Source organism: Siphonobacter sp. SORGH_AS_1065, from assembly GCF_030818595.1.
Classification (GTDB): domain Bacteria; phylum Bacteroidota; class Bacteroidia; order Cytophagales; family Spirosomataceae; genus Siphonobacter.
In genome coordinates, this window is sequence record NZ_JAUTAM010000004.1 from 4,592,576 (window position 1) to 4,610,584 (window position 18,009).

General features: G+C 48.1%; 11 protein-coding genes. 6 read left to right on the forward strand and 5 right to left on the reverse strand.

Annotated features, from left to right (window positions below; all coding sequences use genetic code 11):
• Positions 1-133: 133 nt before the first annotated feature.
• The 4 genes from QE390_RS19895 to QE390_RS19910 all read right to left on the reverse strand — a co-directional run bounded on the left by QE390_RS19895 (position 134) and on the right by QE390_RS19910 (position 8,243).
• Complete coding sequence (locus QE390_RS19895; protein WP_307143468.1) at positions 134-2,017, reverse strand: sodium:solute symporter family protein; 1,884 nt, start codon at positions 2,015-2,017, stop codon at positions 134-136.
• A gap of 181 nt (positions 2,018-2,198) precedes the next feature.
• Positions 2,199-3,302 (reverse strand): glycoside hydrolase family 26 protein, encoded by a 1,104-nt coding sequence (locus QE390_RS19900; protein WP_307143469.1) that lies wholly within the window; start codon positions 3,300-3,302, stop codon positions 2,199-2,201.
• 193 nt (positions 3,303-3,495) lie between these two features.
• Entirely contained in the window at positions 3,496-5,097 is a 1,602-nt protein-coding gene (locus QE390_RS19905; protein WP_307143470.1) for a RagB/SusD family nutrient uptake outer membrane protein, read from the reverse strand.
• A gap of 131 nt (positions 5,098-5,228) precedes the next feature.
• On the reverse strand, positions 5,229-8,243 hold the full coding sequence (locus tag QE390_RS19910; RefSeq protein ID WP_307143471.1) for a TonB-dependent receptor: 3,015 nt from the start codon (positions 8,241-8,243) through the stop codon (positions 5,229-5,231).
• 312 nt (positions 8,244-8,555) lie between these two features.
• On the opposite strand from QE390_RS19910, the gene QE390_RS19915 reads away from it, so the two are divergent.
• From QE390_RS19915 to QE390_RS19940, 6 genes are all read left to right on the forward strand, one after another.
• Entirely contained in the window at positions 8,556-9,428 is an 873-nt protein-coding gene (locus QE390_RS19915) for an AraC family transcriptional regulator (protein ID WP_106635837.1), read from the forward strand.
• 105 nt (positions 9,429-9,533) lie between these two features.
• The gene (locus QE390_RS19920; protein WP_232793599.1) at positions 9,534-10,073 is read left to right on the forward strand and encodes a gluconate 2-dehydrogenase subunit 3 family protein; all 540 of its coding nucleotides are present in this window, start codon (positions 9,534-9,536) and stop codon (positions 10,071-10,073) included.
• A gap of 7 nt (positions 10,074-10,080) precedes the next feature.
• Positions 10,081-11,787, forward strand: a complete 1,707-nt coding sequence (locus tag QE390_RS19925; protein ID WP_106635835.1) for an FAD-dependent oxidoreductase — start codon at positions 10,081-10,083, stop codon at positions 11,785-11,787.
• Between the two features lie 154 nt (positions 11,788-11,941).
• Complete coding sequence (locus tag QE390_RS19930; protein ID WP_307143472.1) at positions 11,942-13,018, forward strand: AraC family transcriptional regulator; 1,077 nt, start codon at positions 11,942-11,944, stop codon at positions 13,016-13,018.
• A gap of 154 nt (positions 13,019-13,172) precedes the next feature.
• Complete coding sequence (locus QE390_RS19935) at positions 13,173-16,055, forward strand: TonB-dependent receptor (protein WP_307143473.1); 2,883 nt, start codon at positions 13,173-13,175, stop codon at positions 16,053-16,055.
• A 38-nt stretch (positions 16,056-16,093) separates the two neighbouring features.
• Positions 16,094-16,921, forward strand: coding sequence for a tyrosine-protein phosphatase (locus QE390_RS19940; protein WP_307143474.1), 828 nt, complete (start codon positions 16,094-16,096; stop codon positions 16,919-16,921).
• Positions 16,922-16,989: 68 nt separating this feature from the next.
• On the opposite strand, the gene QE390_RS19945 is transcribed toward QE390_RS19940, so the two are convergent.
• A complete protein-coding gene (locus QE390_RS19945) occupies positions 16,990-17,865 on the reverse strand; it encodes a phosphodiester glycosidase family protein (RefSeq protein ID WP_307143475.1) in 876 nt (291 codons plus the stop codon).
• Positions 17,866-18,009 lie beyond the last annotated feature (144 nt).

Sequence of the window (18,009 nt, forward strand, 5' to 3'; positions counted from 1 at the left end):
TCATATTGAAGTCCGCTGGACTTCTTAGATTTATTAATGGAATTAATAATGCTGAAGAAATTGTCTCGGATGTTAATCTGGATGCCTAATAAAGCTAGTTACCTTGGTTACCACTTCTTCCTGAAGCTGGTATTTATCTTGGAAAGTCATCCAGGGTTTTGGTTAAACGGTTTCCCTTTACCAGTGGTGGTTCATCGTAGAGATGATCCCACCAGGTTCTTTTTAGGATGAGTATGCATACCCCCAGTGCCAGCAGCGTAACCGACAGTTCCAGATTCATTTTCAGTACCCAATACATGGGTGCGAGCGTTAAAGTACACTGAGCGATTATTCCAACCACGACATTTAAAGCATCTTTTCTAAAATCGGAATTAGGTTGAAAATCAGGATCTTCCTGCTGTACTAATGCCTGAATGGGTTTCCAGAAACCCCAGGGTCGAACGGTGCGGTAAAAGGTTTTCAGCGTATCTATGTTCGTTGCAGGGGTTACCAACGATCCACACACACAGCCTGCGAGTGAAATCACGAACAACAAAGGGAAATAATACAGACTCAGCGTGTGCGGGAAAACGACCGGGAAAATCAGGGCTGGAATAATGCCGGCCACCATTCCCCAGAAAAAACCACTGGCATTAAATCGCCACCAGTGCCATTTCAGCACATTAGCCGCGATGTAGCCGCCGTACAATGCCGAGACAATCCACTGTAAAATACTATTTACGTCTTTGGCAAATAGCCCCAAAAGAATGCCAATCAATGCCACCGTCAGACCCGACAGGTAATTCATTCTGGAAATGCGATGGTTGGAGGCTCCCGGATTAACGTATTTCAGATAGATGTCATTGACGATGTAGGCCTGAGCGGCATTCAGTGTTCCGGCAAAAGTGCCCATAAAGGCGGCCAGTAAGCCCGCCAGTAATAAACCCATCAGGCCTGCCGGAACAAAGTGCAAGATGGCCGCTGGAAGAATTTTCTCGAAATCAATTCCGTGCGTTCCATGCAGATTTAAGTGATCGAAATTGAGCAAGGCCAGGACTGTCAAACCCATAATCATGGCATAGCGAACGGGTAACAGGACGATTGAAACGAAGCCACTCATCCTGGCTGCTTCCTGAGGCGACTTAGTCGAAAGAATTTTCTGCATGTCGTAATTCGGGGCAGGCCCAGCCAGACTGGCCAGCACTCCCTTGAACAGCATCATCATGAAAAACACCCCAAACAAAGAAAAGCCGTCTGACTGAATTTTGTCGTTCACTTCCTCCATCATTCCCGTCCAGTCCAAATCATCGAGCCGCCAACTGAAAAAGGGGGTATACCATCCTTGCGGTACCGCCAGTGTTTTTCCCGAAAGGTTAGCCATGGCAATGACCGCGATTACCAATGCCGAGATGGTCATGATGACGTATTTCATAACATCGCCGATGACGATGCTAGTCATCCCCCCCAGAATGGCATAAAACACCGCGAAGGCTGTGAAAATGATTCCGTAAAAAGGAGCTACGTATTCCGGAGAAACCGAGAAAGGTAGATAAGGAGCGATACTCTGAAAAGGAATGAATATCTCCACAAATTTGCCCAGCCCCACAAAGCCATACGCCAAAAAACCCAGACAACTCAACAAGGCAAAAACAACCACGATGGTATGCGAAGCCTTGACCCCCTTTCCTCTTCCGAATCGCGTTCCGATCCATTCGGCCCCGGTGGTAACGTTCGAGCGTCGCAACCAGACGGACAGGTACATCATCATGAAAACCTGATTGAAGACCGGCCAGAGCCAGGGAATCCAGAGGCTTTTTAGTCCATAAACAAAGGCCAGCGAGACCATCCACATCGTCCCGGAAATGTCAAACATATCCGAAGCATTCGAGAGGCCGAGCATATACCAGGGCAAGGTTTTACCACCCAACATATACGCTTCTTTGTCTTTGGCGGCCCTTTTTTTGAGCACCAGCCCCAGCACAATAACGGCTAGCAGGTAACAAACAATAATGCAAATATCCAGTACTGATAACTTCATGAGTGCGTCGTTGCGTCAGCCTAACGTCCTGCCACCCACAAGTTTTGGGTTTTGAGTTTAGCGTTTTAAGTTGTTGGTTGTCATCAACTCAAAATAGAAGAGCAAACGCATTCATCTTCTCTTCGTCAGTTCAAGTTATCAGCTCTCATTAACTCCTAACTCTAAACTCAAAACTCCCAACTCACTTATACAGCTTCTGGGCAGCGGCTTTCTTTTGCAGGAAGACATCGGAACGCCGGGCAAACTTCTTAAAATCTTCGGCACTTGCCTGCCCGGGATACGGAGCATAAAAGTGACCGGGGTTACCATTTCGCCACACCAGTACGTAAGACAATCCCGCGTCTTTGATGATCGGGGTTAATACCTCCGACCACCAGTCAGGCATGGGGAGTTTCTCCAGTCCAGTTTCGGTAATGGCGTATACTTTCTTTTTTTCTTTACCAATCGTTCTAAGGATCTCCACCATTTTGTGGGTATCCTCCAGAAAACGATCCGGCTTGGCGGTTTGTGGTCGGTGGTAAATGTCAAACCCTACCAGATCAATCACGTCATCGCCGGGATAGCGTTCCAAGTACTCTTCACGCGAGGTAAAACGATCCGTGCTATACGCATATAACAGGTTATGAACACTTTTTTTATCCCGCAGATATTCAACGGTATAACGCCATAATTTCACGTACTCGTCCACCGTTGCGTGGTCTTTCCCCCACCAGAACCAGCTTCCGGTATGCTCATGAAAAGGCCGGAAAATGACTGGTATTAACTCTCCTTTCGGGCCTTTCAGGCTGAGGAAATAGGTGGCTACCCGGTCCAGCCAGGAATCATATCGATTTTGAATTTCCTTATCGCTGAAAATGTTGCGAATGCTAAAATCCATGGCGTCCCAACTGGTTTTAGTGGGATCAACCGGATTGTTCAGATGCCAGCTAAACGTATTCACCCCACCCTGAGCATATACCTGCTGAATCATTTTCCGCTGACTTTCGAACGGGATGCCGTCAATTTCCTTCGTGCTGTCCAGTTCAATTCGGCCCAAATCCCAACCGAAAACGGCAGGATACTCACCCGTTACGTCTTTCACATCCGAGCGACCGGCCTCGGCCCGCCAGTTTACCCCATACCCCAAATCATCCTGATGACCGAACATCGTTCCTTTTTTCGAGGCCTTCTGAAGATTGCGGTACAGGTTTCGGGTTTCTTTGGTGGCCTGACGATCAATGGGTAAGCTTTGAGCAAACAGACTTCCAGTCGTTAACCCCAGCAAAATAAGAGCAGTTCGTAGCATAAAACATTGATTAATTGCTAAAACTAAGAAGTAAAGAGACAAAAACGGGCTTCTATCCTATGATCTAGAATAGAAGCCCGATTGAGTTTTGGGTTAAGAGTTTTGAGTTTGGGGTTTTGAGTTAACAAGTTGTGTAATCAACTCTGAACCTTTAACTCAAAACCCTAAACCCTAAACTTCTCTAACTCCATTATTAATTGTATCCAGGATTTTGTTGCAGTCCCCAGGATTGTACTTCGTTCAGTGGGATAGGCAATACGGGAATCGGATTAACTGATCCCTGAATGCTGTGAGACATGGCTGAGGTACGTACGGAAGTAGGTAATGAACTCATGTACGTTCCGGTACGAACCTGATCCCAGAAGTGCAGAGATTCCATTCCCAGCTCGACCCGACGCTCATGGTAAATCGCGTTCAGCAGAGCAGTTCCCGATACCGAAGCACCGATGGCGGGTAAAGCCGAAGCAGGTGTATTCGCGGGTTCGTAAGTCATGGTATTCAACACCGAACCTTTTCCTAACGTCGATTGACGGGCCCGGGTCCGAATCTGGTTCAGAATGGTGCGGGCTTCACTTTCCATACCCAGATGAGCCGCCGCTTCTGCTTTCATCAATAACACATCCGCATAACGCATTTTACGAATATTTTGCGGCGACTGAGAAGGCGTCGTTGGCTTCACAATGGCGGCTTTCCGGTTCAGGTAACCCGTTGAGTTTTCGGAAGGATAATTAATCACCTGCAAAAGGCCCGTGACAATATCACCCGTTTTATAAACCGTTATATTCTTGCGAGGGTCGTTTGCTTCGAAGGCATCCACCAGGCTTTGCGTCGGATTATTAAAACCCCAACCCCAGGTATTCCGGTTGTTCTGGATGATGTTATTCTCCGTTCCTACGCGTTGAATTCCCCAACCTACGTTCGACTCCGCAAACTGAATTTCGAAGATCGACTCCGCGTTGTTTTCGCTTTCCTCTTCCTGAATAGCCGCGTAGTTCGTCGTTAAACTATACTGACCCGATTTTACGATGGCATCCGCGTAATCGTATACCTGCTGCCAAGTGTGGTTATTGGTATTATCCGTTCCTAACTGATACATAATGGCACGGGCCAGGTACCCACGAGCCGCACCTTTGGTAGCACGGCCAGCGTCAGCGGCATCGTATCCGTTTTTCTCGGGTAGTAAATCCAACGCCCGTTTGAAATCCGCTTCAATGAACGCATACGTTTCCCCTAAAGTCGCTCTCTTGCTGGTGCTATACTGAGACGTTTCCACGGGTTTGTCAAACAGAGGAAGCCCGCCGTACAAACGCAACATGTAGAAATAGCAATACCCCCGGATGAAGTAAGCTTCACCCAACAGACGGTTTTTCAGGGCTTCTTCAATCGGTGAATTTGCCAAGTTCTGAATAACCAGGTTAGCCCGGTACACGCCCTGAAACATGTTCTGCCAAACGGCCTGGGCGATGGTATTACTTCCATTGGCCCGCCATTCTTTCAGCTCCTGAAGTGGAGGCATGTCGCCCGGCGTACTGCCTTTCTCCGCATCTTCCGAAAGTACATCGCCAAACATCCACTCGTAGTTATGGTTGACGTAGTTCCCTAAACCGTCGTTTCCTTCGTCATAACCCAACACGTCATAAGCGGCGTTAACGGCCAGAATAGCATTGTTGGCATCCTGATAATAGGTAACGTCGGTATCCTGTCCGAGGGGATCTTTCTGAAGGAAATCGCTACAGCTCTGCATCGTGCCACTCGTAGCCAGCAACAATGCAACTATGATATATTTGAATTTCATTTTTGTTGAGTTAATCGGTTTGGAGTTTAGGGTTTGGAGTTTTGGGTTTGGAGCTTGGAGTTGGAATGACCCACTCTAAAATTACTCCCTACTCTAAACCCAAAACCTTAAACTCTAAACCCTAAACATTCTTAGAAATTAAGCGTCAATCCGGCACGCCAGGTTTGGGGTTGGGGGTAGGTTCCTACGTCAACACCAACGGCCAGCGGATTGTAACTGCGGTTGTAACCGTACTCACCAATTTCAGGATCCAGCCCTTTGTAACCCGTTACAGTCAGGAGGTTGTCTACTGACATATACGCACGAACGGTTGACATTTTCCAGCGTTCCGTTACCGTTTTAGGAATGGTATACCCCAGCGTTACGTTCCGCAGACGGAGGTAATCACCGCTTTGTACGAAACGATCACTGAAACGGTAGTTGGCATTCGCATCTTTTGCCGTCATGCGGGGCTCGTTTGTATTCGTATTTTCTGGCGTCCAGCGGTTGAGGCGATCAGGAACGGAATTCCAGATACCTTGTGAGTTTCGAGTGAAGTAATCCAGAGCATTCACTACTTCTACGCCCTGAACTCCCTGAAAGAAGATTTTCAGATCGAAGTTTTTATAGCCGAAATTAGCATTGATTCCGTAGCCGAAGTTAGGCGTGGCACTTCCCAGGTATACCCGGTCGTCACTGCTAATCACCCCATCTCCGTTCGTATCCACGAAACGAACATCGCCCGCCTGTGCTGCATTTTCAGGTTTGTACTGAGCATTATAGGCATTGGCTTCTTCCTGCGTTCTGAGGATACCATCTGTTTTCATTCCGTAGAAATAGGCAATCTCCCGACCTACTGATGTACGGGTAATGTTACCCCAGTTACCAATCACATTGGCCGATTCAATGCCCGTTCCACCGCCTAAGCTGGTTACTTCATTTTTGATTTTCGTGAAGTTCACGCCCAAGTCGTACCGGAAATCGCCTACCTCATTGCGGTAGTTCAAAGCCAACTCGATACCGTTGTTACGCATACTACCTGCGTTCACGTACGGAGGGCCAACCCCTACGAATACGGGAACGGGAACCCGCACAATCATGTCAGTAGTGGTCTTCACGAAGTAATCAGCGGTCAGACTTAAGCTATGATTGAAGAAATCCGCGTCGATACCGATGTTTGAGCTTGTCGTCGTTTCCCATTTCAGACTGGGGTTACTCGCCATTGTCGGAGCGAAGCCTTCCACAATCTGGTTTCCGAATACGTAACGGTTACCCCCTGAAATCGTCGTTACATAACCGTAGTTATTAGCCGAGTTCTGGTTACCCACCTGGCCCCAGCCTGCCCGTAATTTCAGGTTGCTGATGGCATTGAGGTTAGCCATGAAGGGTTCATCCGTGATGTTCCAGCCCGCCGCGAAAGAAGGGAACAACCCCCAGCGATTGCTCGGCAGAAAGCGGGATGAACCATCGTAACGCAAGGTTGCCGTTAACATGTAACGATCATTGTAACTGTAGTTTGCCCGACCAAAGAAAGACAGAATGGATTCGTCTGACTGCGTGCTGGTTACGTTATAGCTATTGGCGTTACGGCTCGAAGACAGGTAACGTAAGTCTGCATTCGAAGGCACGTCATACGCCGTGATTCCGAAATCAGCATACGTTAACCGTTGCGACTCCGTACCGATCATCGCTCCTACGTGGTGCTTACCGAAATCGTTATCGTAAGTCAGGTAAGTGGATGAAACCCACTGGGTTTGCTCGCCGCGTAATTCCGTCAACTGGCTATTGGCCCGTAACTCCTTAATATCCAGAAAGAATTCGGGTAAATATTGTTTGTTGTGAGTGTTCCTGTAATTCACTCCGAATTGCGAACGAAGTTTGAAGTGCTTCAGGAATGAAGCTTCTGCGTAGGCATTCGCGTTCAGCAGACTTTCGTAACCTTTGTTACCCGCCATTTCACTGGCGGCACGGGCAGGGTTATTTTCCTGCGAAACAATCGTACGGCCCCAGTTATTCGTCGTGCTATTCCAGGCAGGAGTAATAGGTTCTGCCCGCAAAGCGGTGGTTAATACCCCGGCAAACAAGTCATTGTTGGTGAACGTTTTGTTCGTGCGGGAGAAGGCTGCCGAAACGCCACCTGTCAACCAGTTCGTAAATGTGTAATCGTTGTTGAAACGCAGGAAATACTTACGCAGTGAAGAGTTTTTTACGATACCATCCTGACCAAAATACGTTCCCGTCAGGCTGTAACGTGATTTATCCGAACCACCCATGACGTTCAGCGTGTAGTTCTGGATCGAACCCGATTGCATGACTTCCTTCTGCCAATCGGTACCAACCATGTTGGACTGAACGGCGTTGGTCAGTATCTGATATTCCTGGCCCGTTGGGTCCAGCACGGTTCCATCATTGCGATACGCTTCCAGACGCAGCGTTGCGTACTGACTGGCGTTCAGCAGACTTTGTTTTCTCCAGGCATTCTGAACCCCGGCATAACCATCCAGCGTAAATTTAGCCGGACCCGAACGACCCCGTTTCGTAGTGATCAATACTACCCCGTTTGCTCCGCGAGAACCGTAAATAGCCGTTGCTGACGCATCCTTCAGAATTTCCATCGACGAAATATCCGTTGGAGCCAGGAAGCTGATATCAGCCGTCTGGAAACCATCTACTACGTACAGAGGATCGGAGTTGTTGATCGTACCCACGCCCCGAATACGAATCCGGCTGGCTCCACCCGGCTCACCCGAATTGGCCGTTACGTCCACCCCTGCTACGCGGCCCTGCAAAGCCTGGGTTACGTTAGGCGTAGCGATCTGAGTTAACTGTTCCGACTTTACCGAAGCCACTGATCCGGTCAGGTCACTCTTGCGAGCCGAACCATAACCGATTACCACTACTTCATCTAAAGCTTTGGTATCCGAGTTCAGTACAATCGCATAGGTAGATTCAGAGGTTAATGGGATTTCTTTGGATTGCATTCCGACGAAGGATACCAGCAGTGTAGTACCATTGGTGGGAACATTTAACGTAAAACGACCCTCCGCATTGGTATTGGTCCCAACCGTCGTGCCTTTCACGGAAATACTCACGCCGGGTAATAATTCGCCCTTTTCATCGGCGACGGTCCCGGAGATGCTCCTGGTTTGAGCATACAGGTTGCCCATACACCCCAGAAGCAGGCATATGGTGAAGATTAGATAAAGCTTCAATAGTTTCATAAGGTCAATTTTTTCGCAACAAAATTATGTTTCAATCTTATCAACCGAATAATACTATTTTATCATTTTTTAAAACAGATTAATATTTTTATCAGCCATATATTATCATATAATATTGATTAATTACTAAATTGACGATTATAGTGCGTATTTTTCTTTGATTATTCTAATGAAATCCACTATTAAATCTATCTTTGTTATAATACTATGTTATCATCGATTGTTGTTATTACCTAAAACTTATTTTACTTTTGCTTTATGAGTAACATTTACCGGGAGATTACGCCCCTTACTCAGCACGACTGTTTTACACTGTTTGCCCGGGTAAAGTCAGATTTTGACTTTCCACTTCATTACCATGATGAGTTTGAATTGAATTTTATCGCTCATGGTGAGGGTATTAAGCGAATCATCGGGGATCATTCCGACGTGATTGAAAACCTGGAGCTGGTGCTGGTAGGCAGTAATTTGCCGCATGGGTGGTTCAATCATCAGTGCCCTAATACCGCAATTCGGGAAATAACGATTCAGTTTCACCGGGATTTGTTTGATGAGAGATTATTACGCCGAAACCAGTTGAGTTTCATCCGGGCCTTACTCGAACGGGCCTCGAAGGGCGTGCTCTTTTCCCGCGAGACCATTGAAGCGGTTCGGCCCCGGCTGGAAGCCCTGACGCAAAAGAGCGGATTTGACTCCGTGCTGGATTTAATGTCTATTCTGCACGACCTGTCCATCTCGCGGAATATGCGTACGTTATCGAATGCATCGTTCACAAACGATACGATTCATTATAATAGTCGCCGGATTGAAAAGGCCTTTGAATACATGCAGGGAAACTACGAAAAGAAGATTACCCTGGCCGACGTAGCCAAAGTAGCCAACATGCCGGAAGTTTCCTTCAGCCGATTTATCAAAAGAAGTACTGGTAAAACGTTTATAGATAGTTTAAATGAAATCAGGCTGGGGCACGCATCCCGCATGTTGATTGATACTTCTCAAACCATTGCGGAAGTCTCTTACAAATGCGGGTTCAATAACCTCTCCTATTTCAATCGAACCTTTCTAAAGAAGAATGGGTGCACGCCACGGGAATTCAGAAGTAATTATTCCGGTTCACGAGTATTTGTATAGGCGAATTCTGCTTATGACGTTAGCTCTCACCCGGGCTCCTTTGATTATATTCGAAAGTTCAATGCTTCCTCTAAACACGATATACATTTATTAACTCCTTTACTTGTGGAACGAAGAATTGCCCTTAAAAACATGGCCGTCGCCTTCGGCGGTCTGCTGAGCCTCCCCTCCTGGGCTCAGAACTGGACGACGGAGTCTGTTGCTGCACAGACGGCAAGCCGCTCCTACCTCTCCGCTGCCGACGATGCCCTGCTGGCTGAGATTGCAGAAACGATCATTCCCGAGACCGATATTCCGGGAGCGAAAAGCCTGGGCGTTCACACCTACATTCAGAAAATCGTAAAAGATTGTATGGATACGCAGGCTCAGGATGCTCTGGAAAACGGCCTGTATACGGTTGGTGATATTTCCAAGAAAAGTAAGGGCAAAGACTTCGTGGCTATGAACCAGGCCGAACGGACTGCTTTCCTCAATGAGTTACTCACGCAGGGTGCCGACGAAGAGACGAAAACGTTTTATAATCTCGTGAAAACGCTGACGATCAAAGGTTTTACTACTTCGGAATATTACCTTACCAATGTAGCTCATTACCAGCTTGTTCCGGGCTTTTACCACGGATGTGTCCCCATTTCAACTAGCAAATAACGACAGTATGTATATTCAGGAAACAGCAGCGGGTAACCAGTTCGATGCCATCGTTATTGGTTCGGGGATCAGCGGTGGCTGGGCTGCGAAAGAGTTAACGAAACACGGGCTTAAAACCTTAGTGCTGGAACGTGGACGCGACGTCAAGCACGTCACCGATTATCCCACGGGCGTGATGAACCCCTGGGAATTTGAACACCGCAATCAGCTTCCGCTGGAAGTGAAACAGGCCAACCCGGTGGTGAGCAAGTGTTATGCTTTTTACGAAGGAACCACGCATTTTTTCGTGAAAGATGCCGAACATCCTTACGTGCAGGAAAAACCTTTTGACTGGATTCGGGGCTATCAGGTTGGTGGAAAATCCTTACTTTGGGCCCGGCAGACGCAACGCTGGAGTGACCTGGATTTTGAAGGGCCCGCCCGCGATGGTTTTGCCGTAGACTGGCCTATTCGATATGCCGATCTGGCTCCCTGGTATAGTTACGTAGAAAAATTTGCCGGAATTTCCGGGAATAAAGACGGCCTGGCCCAGTTACCGGATGGTGAGTTTCAGAAACCACACGAAATGAACTGTGCGGAAACTCACTTTCAGAAAGCCATTGCCAGCAAATATAAAGATCGTCAGGTGATTCAGGGTCGTTGTGCCCACCTGACCGAACCCAAGGACATTCACTTCCAGCAGGGTCGTGCCCAGTGCCAGCACCGCACGATTTGCGAGCGGGGTTGTCCCTTTGGAGGCTATTTCAGCAGTAATGCTTCGACTATTCCCTGGGCAATGAAAACCGGAAAAATGACCCTTCGTCCTGATTCCGTAGTTCATTCCATCATTTACGATGAGAAAAAAGGGAAAGCAACGGGCGTTCGGGTGGTGGATGCGAACACAAAGAAAATGACAGAGTATTATGCTCGTATCATTTTCGTGAACGCCGCAGCGATGAATACCAACCTGATTCTGCTGAATTCTACCTCCAATCGTTTCCCTACTGGTTTGGGTAACGACAGCGGTGTGTTGGGTAAATACGTCGCCTTCCACAATTACCGGGCTACGATCTCGGCCCAATACGATGGCGATCTGGATTCGACGACTGCCGGTCGCCGTCCGAACAGCCCTTACATTCCCCGTTTCCGGAATTTACACAAACAGGAAACCAACTTCCTTCGTGGCTACGCAGCTGGTTTCAATGCGGGCCGCAGTACCTATACCAATAACGAAGGCATCGGTGCGGACCTAAAGAAAAGCCTGCTGAATCCTTCCTGGGGCGGCTGGCACGTAGGTTCCCACATGATGGGCGAAACGATACCAAAAGAAAACAGCACGGTTAGTCTGGATGGCACCCTGAAAGATCCGTTCGGAATTCCTCAACTCAAAATCAACATGTTCTATGATGATAATGACGAGAAGATGATGAAGGATTTCTATGAGCAGTTTACGGAAATGTACGAAGCTGCTGGTTTTAAAAACATCAAAACCAGGGATTCGAAGCAGGCCCCCGGCCTGGATATTCACGAAATGGGCGGAGCACGCATGGGGAAAGACCCTAAAACGTCGATGCTGAACAAGTGGAACCAGTTGCATGCCTGTAAAAACGTCTTCGTAACGGACGGAGCCGCCATGACGTCTACGTCGACTCAAAATCCTTCCTTAACCTACATGGCTCTGACGGCTCGTGCGGTGGATTATGCAGTGAAGGAAATGAAAAAGCAAAATCTGTAATATTACAACTATAGCACTGATTTTAAGGTCTGGTACGGTTCGTGCCAGACCTTTTTTTGACTAATCCAGCCTTGGTTATGATAATAATTTCTTAATGAGAACGGCCTCAAGCTGAGAAGGGTATCGCAATATATTTACTGGAAATTCATGCGATATGCTTTCCCTCATTACCACGTTCGCTTTTGCCCAGGCTCTGATTGGTTTGTACGTACTACCCAAGCAAACCATCTTCAGTCGTCATTATTTATACCTGAAAACCTTAATTGTTCTCATCAGTATCCACCTGGGCATTAAACTGTTTTTGCTCTCGGTACTGAAAGACCCGTATCTGTTTGGCCGGCTTAATAGTTTTACGACCTTTTCCTACGGGCCGCTGCTGTACTTTCAGTATAGGCAGTTCAAGGGTCAAAAGATGTCCCGAATGCACAAGGGCCTGCACCTGATTCCTTTTCTGCTGGCCTTTCTCCTGTACGTGTCCTGTCTCATCGGACAACTTCCCAGCCAAAATCCAGCTCTGTTTCATCAAGTGTTTGAGGTATTTGTTTACCTGTTGATGCTTTCCGTAGCCAGCTATACCGCCTATCTGCTCTGGAAACTTATACCGGATACATATCTACCCTCACACGAACGCAGTCTGTTGTTGCAATGCAGTGCGTTCTTCATGATCTCGGTGTTCATGGGGTATATTACGTCATTTCTCAATAGCTGGCTGGGTACGCAGTGGGATGCTCATTTTTTCCCTTACCTCGCTTTTGGCTTCATTTGCTGGATCTGCCTGCGGTTCTTTCTAAGACAGCACACCGCTACACAGATAGGCTTCAAATCAGTAGCGTCTGTTCGTGAGACCTACGAAAAGTCAGGTCTTTCGGAGATGCAACTACAAGCCTATTTCGAAGCTCTGGAACAGTTCATGCGACGGGAAAAACCCTTTCGTAATTCTGAACTTTCTCTGGATGATTTATCCCAGGCTCTGAAAATTTCCCGCCAGCAATTATCACAGGTATTGAATCAGAAAGCCGAGAAAAATTTTTACGCATACGTGAATGATTACCGCGTACAGGAAATGATCGTTTTGTTAAAAAAGCATCCCGGAGAAAAAATTGCGGAGCTTGCTCATCAGGTCGGCTTTCAATCGAAGACTACCCTAAATACCTACTTCAAAAAAGTGACTGGGTACAGTCCCACGCAGTATCAGCAATTTCTGAGTAATCCGGTACAAGAGGCTTCCTAAATTTAACAATTCCTTAAAATTTACAAGTTCCTGATTTTCAATAATTCACAGGAACCAAAAGTCCAAGCCGAACGGGGCGAACCTGCCCGTTCGGCTTGGACTTTTTTCTTTTCGCACGTTCCTAGCTTCGCCGTCGAAACACACATACACCCCTATGAAATTGAAACAACTACTCTTGAGTCTGCTCCTATGCTTCAGCGTATCTGTCACGTTTGGGCAACATTCAGGCTCATTGACGGGACGTATTGAGGACGAAAACGGTCCCTTACCTGGAGCTGCCATTCGTATCAAAGGTACTTCCCAGGGAACCGTAACGGATCAAAGCGGGGCCTTCTGGCTAACGAATATACCTGCGGGTTCCGTTACGCTGACTGCCGGATATATCGGATACAAAACGGTAGAAGTAACCGTACAGGCCACTACGGGCGAAGTGGTGGTTCCCGTCATTAAACTGACTCCCGAAGGAAAAGCCCTGTCGGATGTCGTCGTTCGGGGGACGATGGCGGCTTCGCAAATCAAGGCGATCAGCATCAAACGAAATTCCCTTGCCATGATGGACGTGATGGCCGCCGATGCCATCGGAAAATTACCCGACCGTAACGCCGCCGAAGCCGTTCAGCGGATGCCCGGGGTGGCGGTTGCTCGCTACCACGGCGAGGCCGATCAGGCTACCGTACGGGGCGTGCCCTTTAGCTGGACATCTACCCTACTCAATGGAACCCGGATGCCGAGTGCCAGCGTGGGTGGTAGCCGAAATGCGGTACTCGATGCCGTTCCTTCCGAGATTATCCAGTACGTACAAGTTGCCAAAGCTCTTACGCCAGACATGGAAGGTGACGCCATCGGCGGTTCGATCAATTTTTTTACACGGGTGGCTCCTGAGTTTCGTAAGCTGAGTGTAAGTGCGGCGGGTGGATATAACCATTTCTCGAAAGACGGGACGTATAACGCCTCCATTACCTACGGTGACCGCTTCCTGAAAGGCAAGCTGGGCGTAATGCTGACGGCGGCCATCTGGGATCGGCAATGGGGAACGGATGAGTACGTGGTTTCTTACAATACGGCTCTATCGGTTCCGCAGCAACGGTATTCGCTCAACAGTTTATTGCTGAAACGATACATGGGCAAACGCCAGACGTATGGCCTTAATGCTGGCCTGGAATACCGTTTCAACGAAAAGCACCGCCTCTTTGGCCGGGCCTTGCATGACAAGTTCAATGATATTCGACCTGTGTACGAATCCTATCTACTTTTCAATACTAATGAGTATCAGTTGAACTATCGCTACTCGTACTATCAAACTCGAATTGACGGGGGCGAAATCGGCGGCGAACATCAACTGGCTTCGCGTTTGAAACTGGATTGGTCGGCTTCCCATTACGTCAGCGAATACTACATGGATACGCCTCCTACGTTGCCTAAAGATAAACGCGGATTACCCATTGCCACTTTCAAACAGAAACTAACCAAAGGCTTCGGCGGTCTGGCTTCGGATGGAAAACGGTATCTGTCTTTTGATTCTCCCAATGGCGTCGGCGACGATCCTATGCATATTCTTCCCCGCCTCAACGATCCAACCGAGTTAATGAATCCCAATCAACTGACCTTACGCCAGTTAGTGCTGTATCAGTTGGGAACGAAAGAAGCAGATCAGGTAGCTCAGGTTAATGCGAAATACGACCTTTCGTCACGTTTTTCGCTGAAGGTGGGTGGTAAATTCCGTCATAAGTACAAAGAATCGCAAAATGCAGCTCAGGTATACTTACCCAATGCGGCACTGGGTATCCCCGGAGCCGCTCCCCTGGTCTCACTGAGTCAGCTGGAGCGTACGGAATTTCCAGTTCGTCAGAATTTCTTCCAGAATCTGGGCAATGGTTACGATGCGTTAGCCATCAATAGCCTGACGAAAAATCAGTTATTCGATCTTTTCTCCCCTCAGTTTCAGCAGACCAATCAATTCCGGGATGTTACCCCCGTTTCCAATGCCACCGGCCGTTTCAATGGCACCGAAAATGTACTGGCTCTGTATCTGATGGGTGAATGGAACGTTATTCCCAAACTAAAACTGTTTGGCGGCGTGCGTAACGAACATACGGCAGTCGCTCTGAACGGCTCTTCGTACAAACGAGAAACAGTTACAACGAACGGGCAGTCGAAAAGTGTAGAAACGGTAACTCCCACTACGGTAAAGAACAATTACGATGCCTTTTTGCCGATGTTTCACCTCAAGTACACGCCGACGCAGAAATCGGTCATTCGGGCGGCCTTCACGCGTACTTTCATTCGTCCCAACTTCTCGGACCTGAATCCGGGTGAAAACATTAATACTACTACTAATCCGATTACTATTACGCGGGGTAATATCAACCTGAAACCCACCTTCGCCAGTAATTTCGATCTGATGGGCGAATATTACTTCGATAATATCGGCTTACTAACGGGTGGCTTGTTCTACAAAAAAATCAAGGATTATAGTTTCAGTAACCAGACGGTAGAAACCTACAACGGCGTACAGGCCTTGGTTACCCAGCCGCAAAATCTGGAAAATGCTTCTTTAAAAGGAATTGAATTGGGTATTCTCCGTCGCTTCAACTTCCTGCCGGGCTTGCTAAGTGGCCTGGGCCTTGAGCTGAACGGTACAGCTATTCAATCGTCATTACGAGTGCCCCGGCGGGTGAATAATGAAACGCAGTACGAAACAACCTCGTTACCCAATCAGTCGAAGTTCCTCTTCAATTCCATTCTGTTCTACGAACGCAAGGGCCTGACCATTCGGCTGGCCGGGAACTTCCGGGGCCGTTCCGTCGAAACGATCAACCAGCAACTAGGACCCGATTTCTATACCTGGACGGATGATAACTTCACACTCGACGGCTCAGCCGCCTACACGATCAACCCAAAACTCCGGGTATTTGTAGAAGTCAATAACCTCACCAACGAACCCGTTCGCATGTACATGGGCAAACCCGGACGAACCACCAGCACTGAGTGGTATTCGCAACGCGGGCAGGCGGGTATTCGCTGGGACATTTTCTAATCGCCTAATCCGCTTTTTTGACTCCTTTTTTCTTACGTATGAAAAAGACATTCATTCTCCTTGCTTCACTCTTGGTTTCGGGTACCGTTTCTGCTCAGCAAGATACGCTTGTGTATAACGCACGCCGGGCCGTAACTCTGGAGGGCAGCTCGAATTTTCGGGACCTGGGCGGCTATCCTACGCGGGATGGGCGTCGGGTACAATGGGGCCGGATTTATCGCTCGGCAGATATTAGCAAGCTTAGTGATAAGGATCTGAAAACGCTGGAAGCCGTGCACCTGGCCGTTGACTGCGATTTGCGGAGCCCCGAAGAAGTGCAGAAGGCTCCCGACCGTATCCCGACGGGTGTGCAATACGTTCATTTGCCCGCGGGTAGCGAACACATACAGATGGCAAAGTTTTACGAGGCGATGCAGAAAAGCACCCGGAAAGATACTTTACTGTTGCAAACGTACCGGAGTACTGAACACCTGAAAGCCAAGTATAAACCGCTGTTCGATCACCTGTTATCGCTGAAAGGGAACGAATCCTTACTCTTTCACTGCACGGCGGGTAAAGACCGTACGGGTATTGGAGCAGCTTTGATTCTTTCCGCTCTGAACGTAGATCGACAGACGATTTTAAAGGATTATCACGCAACGAATCAGTTCTGGAAAGCAGACCGGGAACGGATGCTTCAGGGCATGGCTCAGCAGGGGCTGAACCCCGAGGCTGCCCGCTCTTTGCTGGATGCGAATCCGGCCTATCTGGAAAGTACCTTTCAGGCCATCGACCAAAAATACGGGAGCATGGATCGGTTTCTGGAGAAAGAAATGGGGCTAACGGCCCGTAGTCGGAAGGCCTTGCAGGATCAGTTTTTGAAGTAATGGATGATCGTTGTGTAACGAAGCGGCCCGGTACCAATAGTACCGGGCCGCTTCGTTACCATGATTGTTTATTTCTTCCGAATATAAATCGCATTACTCACTGGACGTTCACCGAGGTGATCGAACATTTTATTATCCGACGGCATATTCACCACCCCTTTATACGGCTGACCGGAAATCACCATCGTTGAGGAACCGCCCCCGTCGAGGTTTACGGCCCGCTCACAACGCAGTTGTTTCAACAAAAAGGCGAGTTCATGCAAAGACAGCCCTTCTGCCTGGGCATTGCGACCGTCGGCAGTTAATAAAATCAAATGTTTTTCCCTGGTAATACAGGCTGCTGTTCGGGGGTGACGGTTATCATTAAATGCATTCTTCTGCAAGGGCACTGTTTCGCCATCCCACACTAATAAAGGTCCCGTTACCATGACGTTAGGGGCATTCAATTTTTTGTCCCAGCCATACTGCCTACCCGGCTCTGACGTAGGTGCTCTCTCGATGGTAACCTTTCGTTTCCGAATGGTAATAGCCGCCTGTTTATGTTCCATTAATGGTTTCCCGGGCGTATAAAAAGTGCTATCCAGCACTACCCCGTCCAGCTTGATCTGATCTTCTGAGCCCTTCTGTTTTACGAAAAAGAACGTCCCATTGACGGCGGCCACTGCTCCGGCTTTCGTCAGTAAATCACTCGTCGGAATCAACTTCCGCACGGAATCACCGGGCGTATCCGCGGACACGAAACCGAAACTAACTCGCCGATTTTTCAGCTTCGTATCCAGAATATTGATGTTCTGGTTGGAATGAAATAACTCTTTCTCTTTCAGATGAGCCTGTTTCCAGGTAACTCCGGGAGCCACATCCAGAAAATTCCAGGTAGCTTTGAGTAAGGCCACAGAATCAGCGGAGAAAGGATGCTGAGCCACTGCCGGCGGTAAGGTCAGCATGATCCAACATAGAATGAGAAATGAGGTAGATTTCATGGCAGTACTAGCTATTGATGTCCATAAGTAACTCAAAAAAGGACAGGATTCCTATCAAACAAACAATCTCCCGGAAGATAACTCACGGGAGATTGGTAGTAAGGGTGG

Coding starts and splice junctions, on each gene's coding strand:
- QE390_RS19895 (WP_307143468.1), bottom strand. CDS start 2,017: ATGAAGTTATCAGTACTGGATATTTGCATTATTGTTTGTTACCTGCTA.
- QE390_RS19900 (WP_307143469.1), bottom strand. CDS start 3,302: ATGCTACGAACTGCTCTTATTTTGCTGGGGTTAACGACTGGAAGTCTG.
- QE390_RS19905 (WP_307143470.1), bottom strand. CDS start 5,097: ATGAAATTCAAATATATCATAGTTGCATTGTTGCTGGCTACGAGTGGC.
- QE390_RS19910 (WP_307143471.1), bottom strand. CDS start 8,243: ATGGGCAACCTGTATGCTCAAACCAGGAGCATCTCCGGGACCGTCGCC.
- QE390_RS19915 (WP_106635837.1), top strand. CDS start 8,556: ATGAGTAACATTTACCGGGAGATTACGCCCCTTACTCAGCACGACTGT.
- QE390_RS19925 (WP_106635835.1), top strand. CDS start 10,081: ATGTATATTCAGGAAACAGCAGCGGGTAACCAGTTCGATGCCATCGTT.
- QE390_RS19930 (WP_307143472.1), top strand. CDS start 11,942: ATGCTTTCCCTCATTACCACGTTCGCTTTTGCCCAGGCTCTGATTGGT.
- QE390_RS19935 (WP_307143473.1), top strand. CDS start 13,173: ATGAAATTGAAACAACTACTCTTGAGTCTGCTCCTATGCTTCAGCGTA.
- QE390_RS19940 (WP_307143474.1), top strand. CDS start 16,094: ATGAAAAAGACATTCATTCTCCTTGCTTCACTCTTGGTTTCGGGTACC.
- QE390_RS19945 (WP_307143475.1), bottom strand. CDS start 17,865: ATGCTGACCTTACCGCCGGCAGTGGCTCAGCATCCTTTCTCCGCTGAT.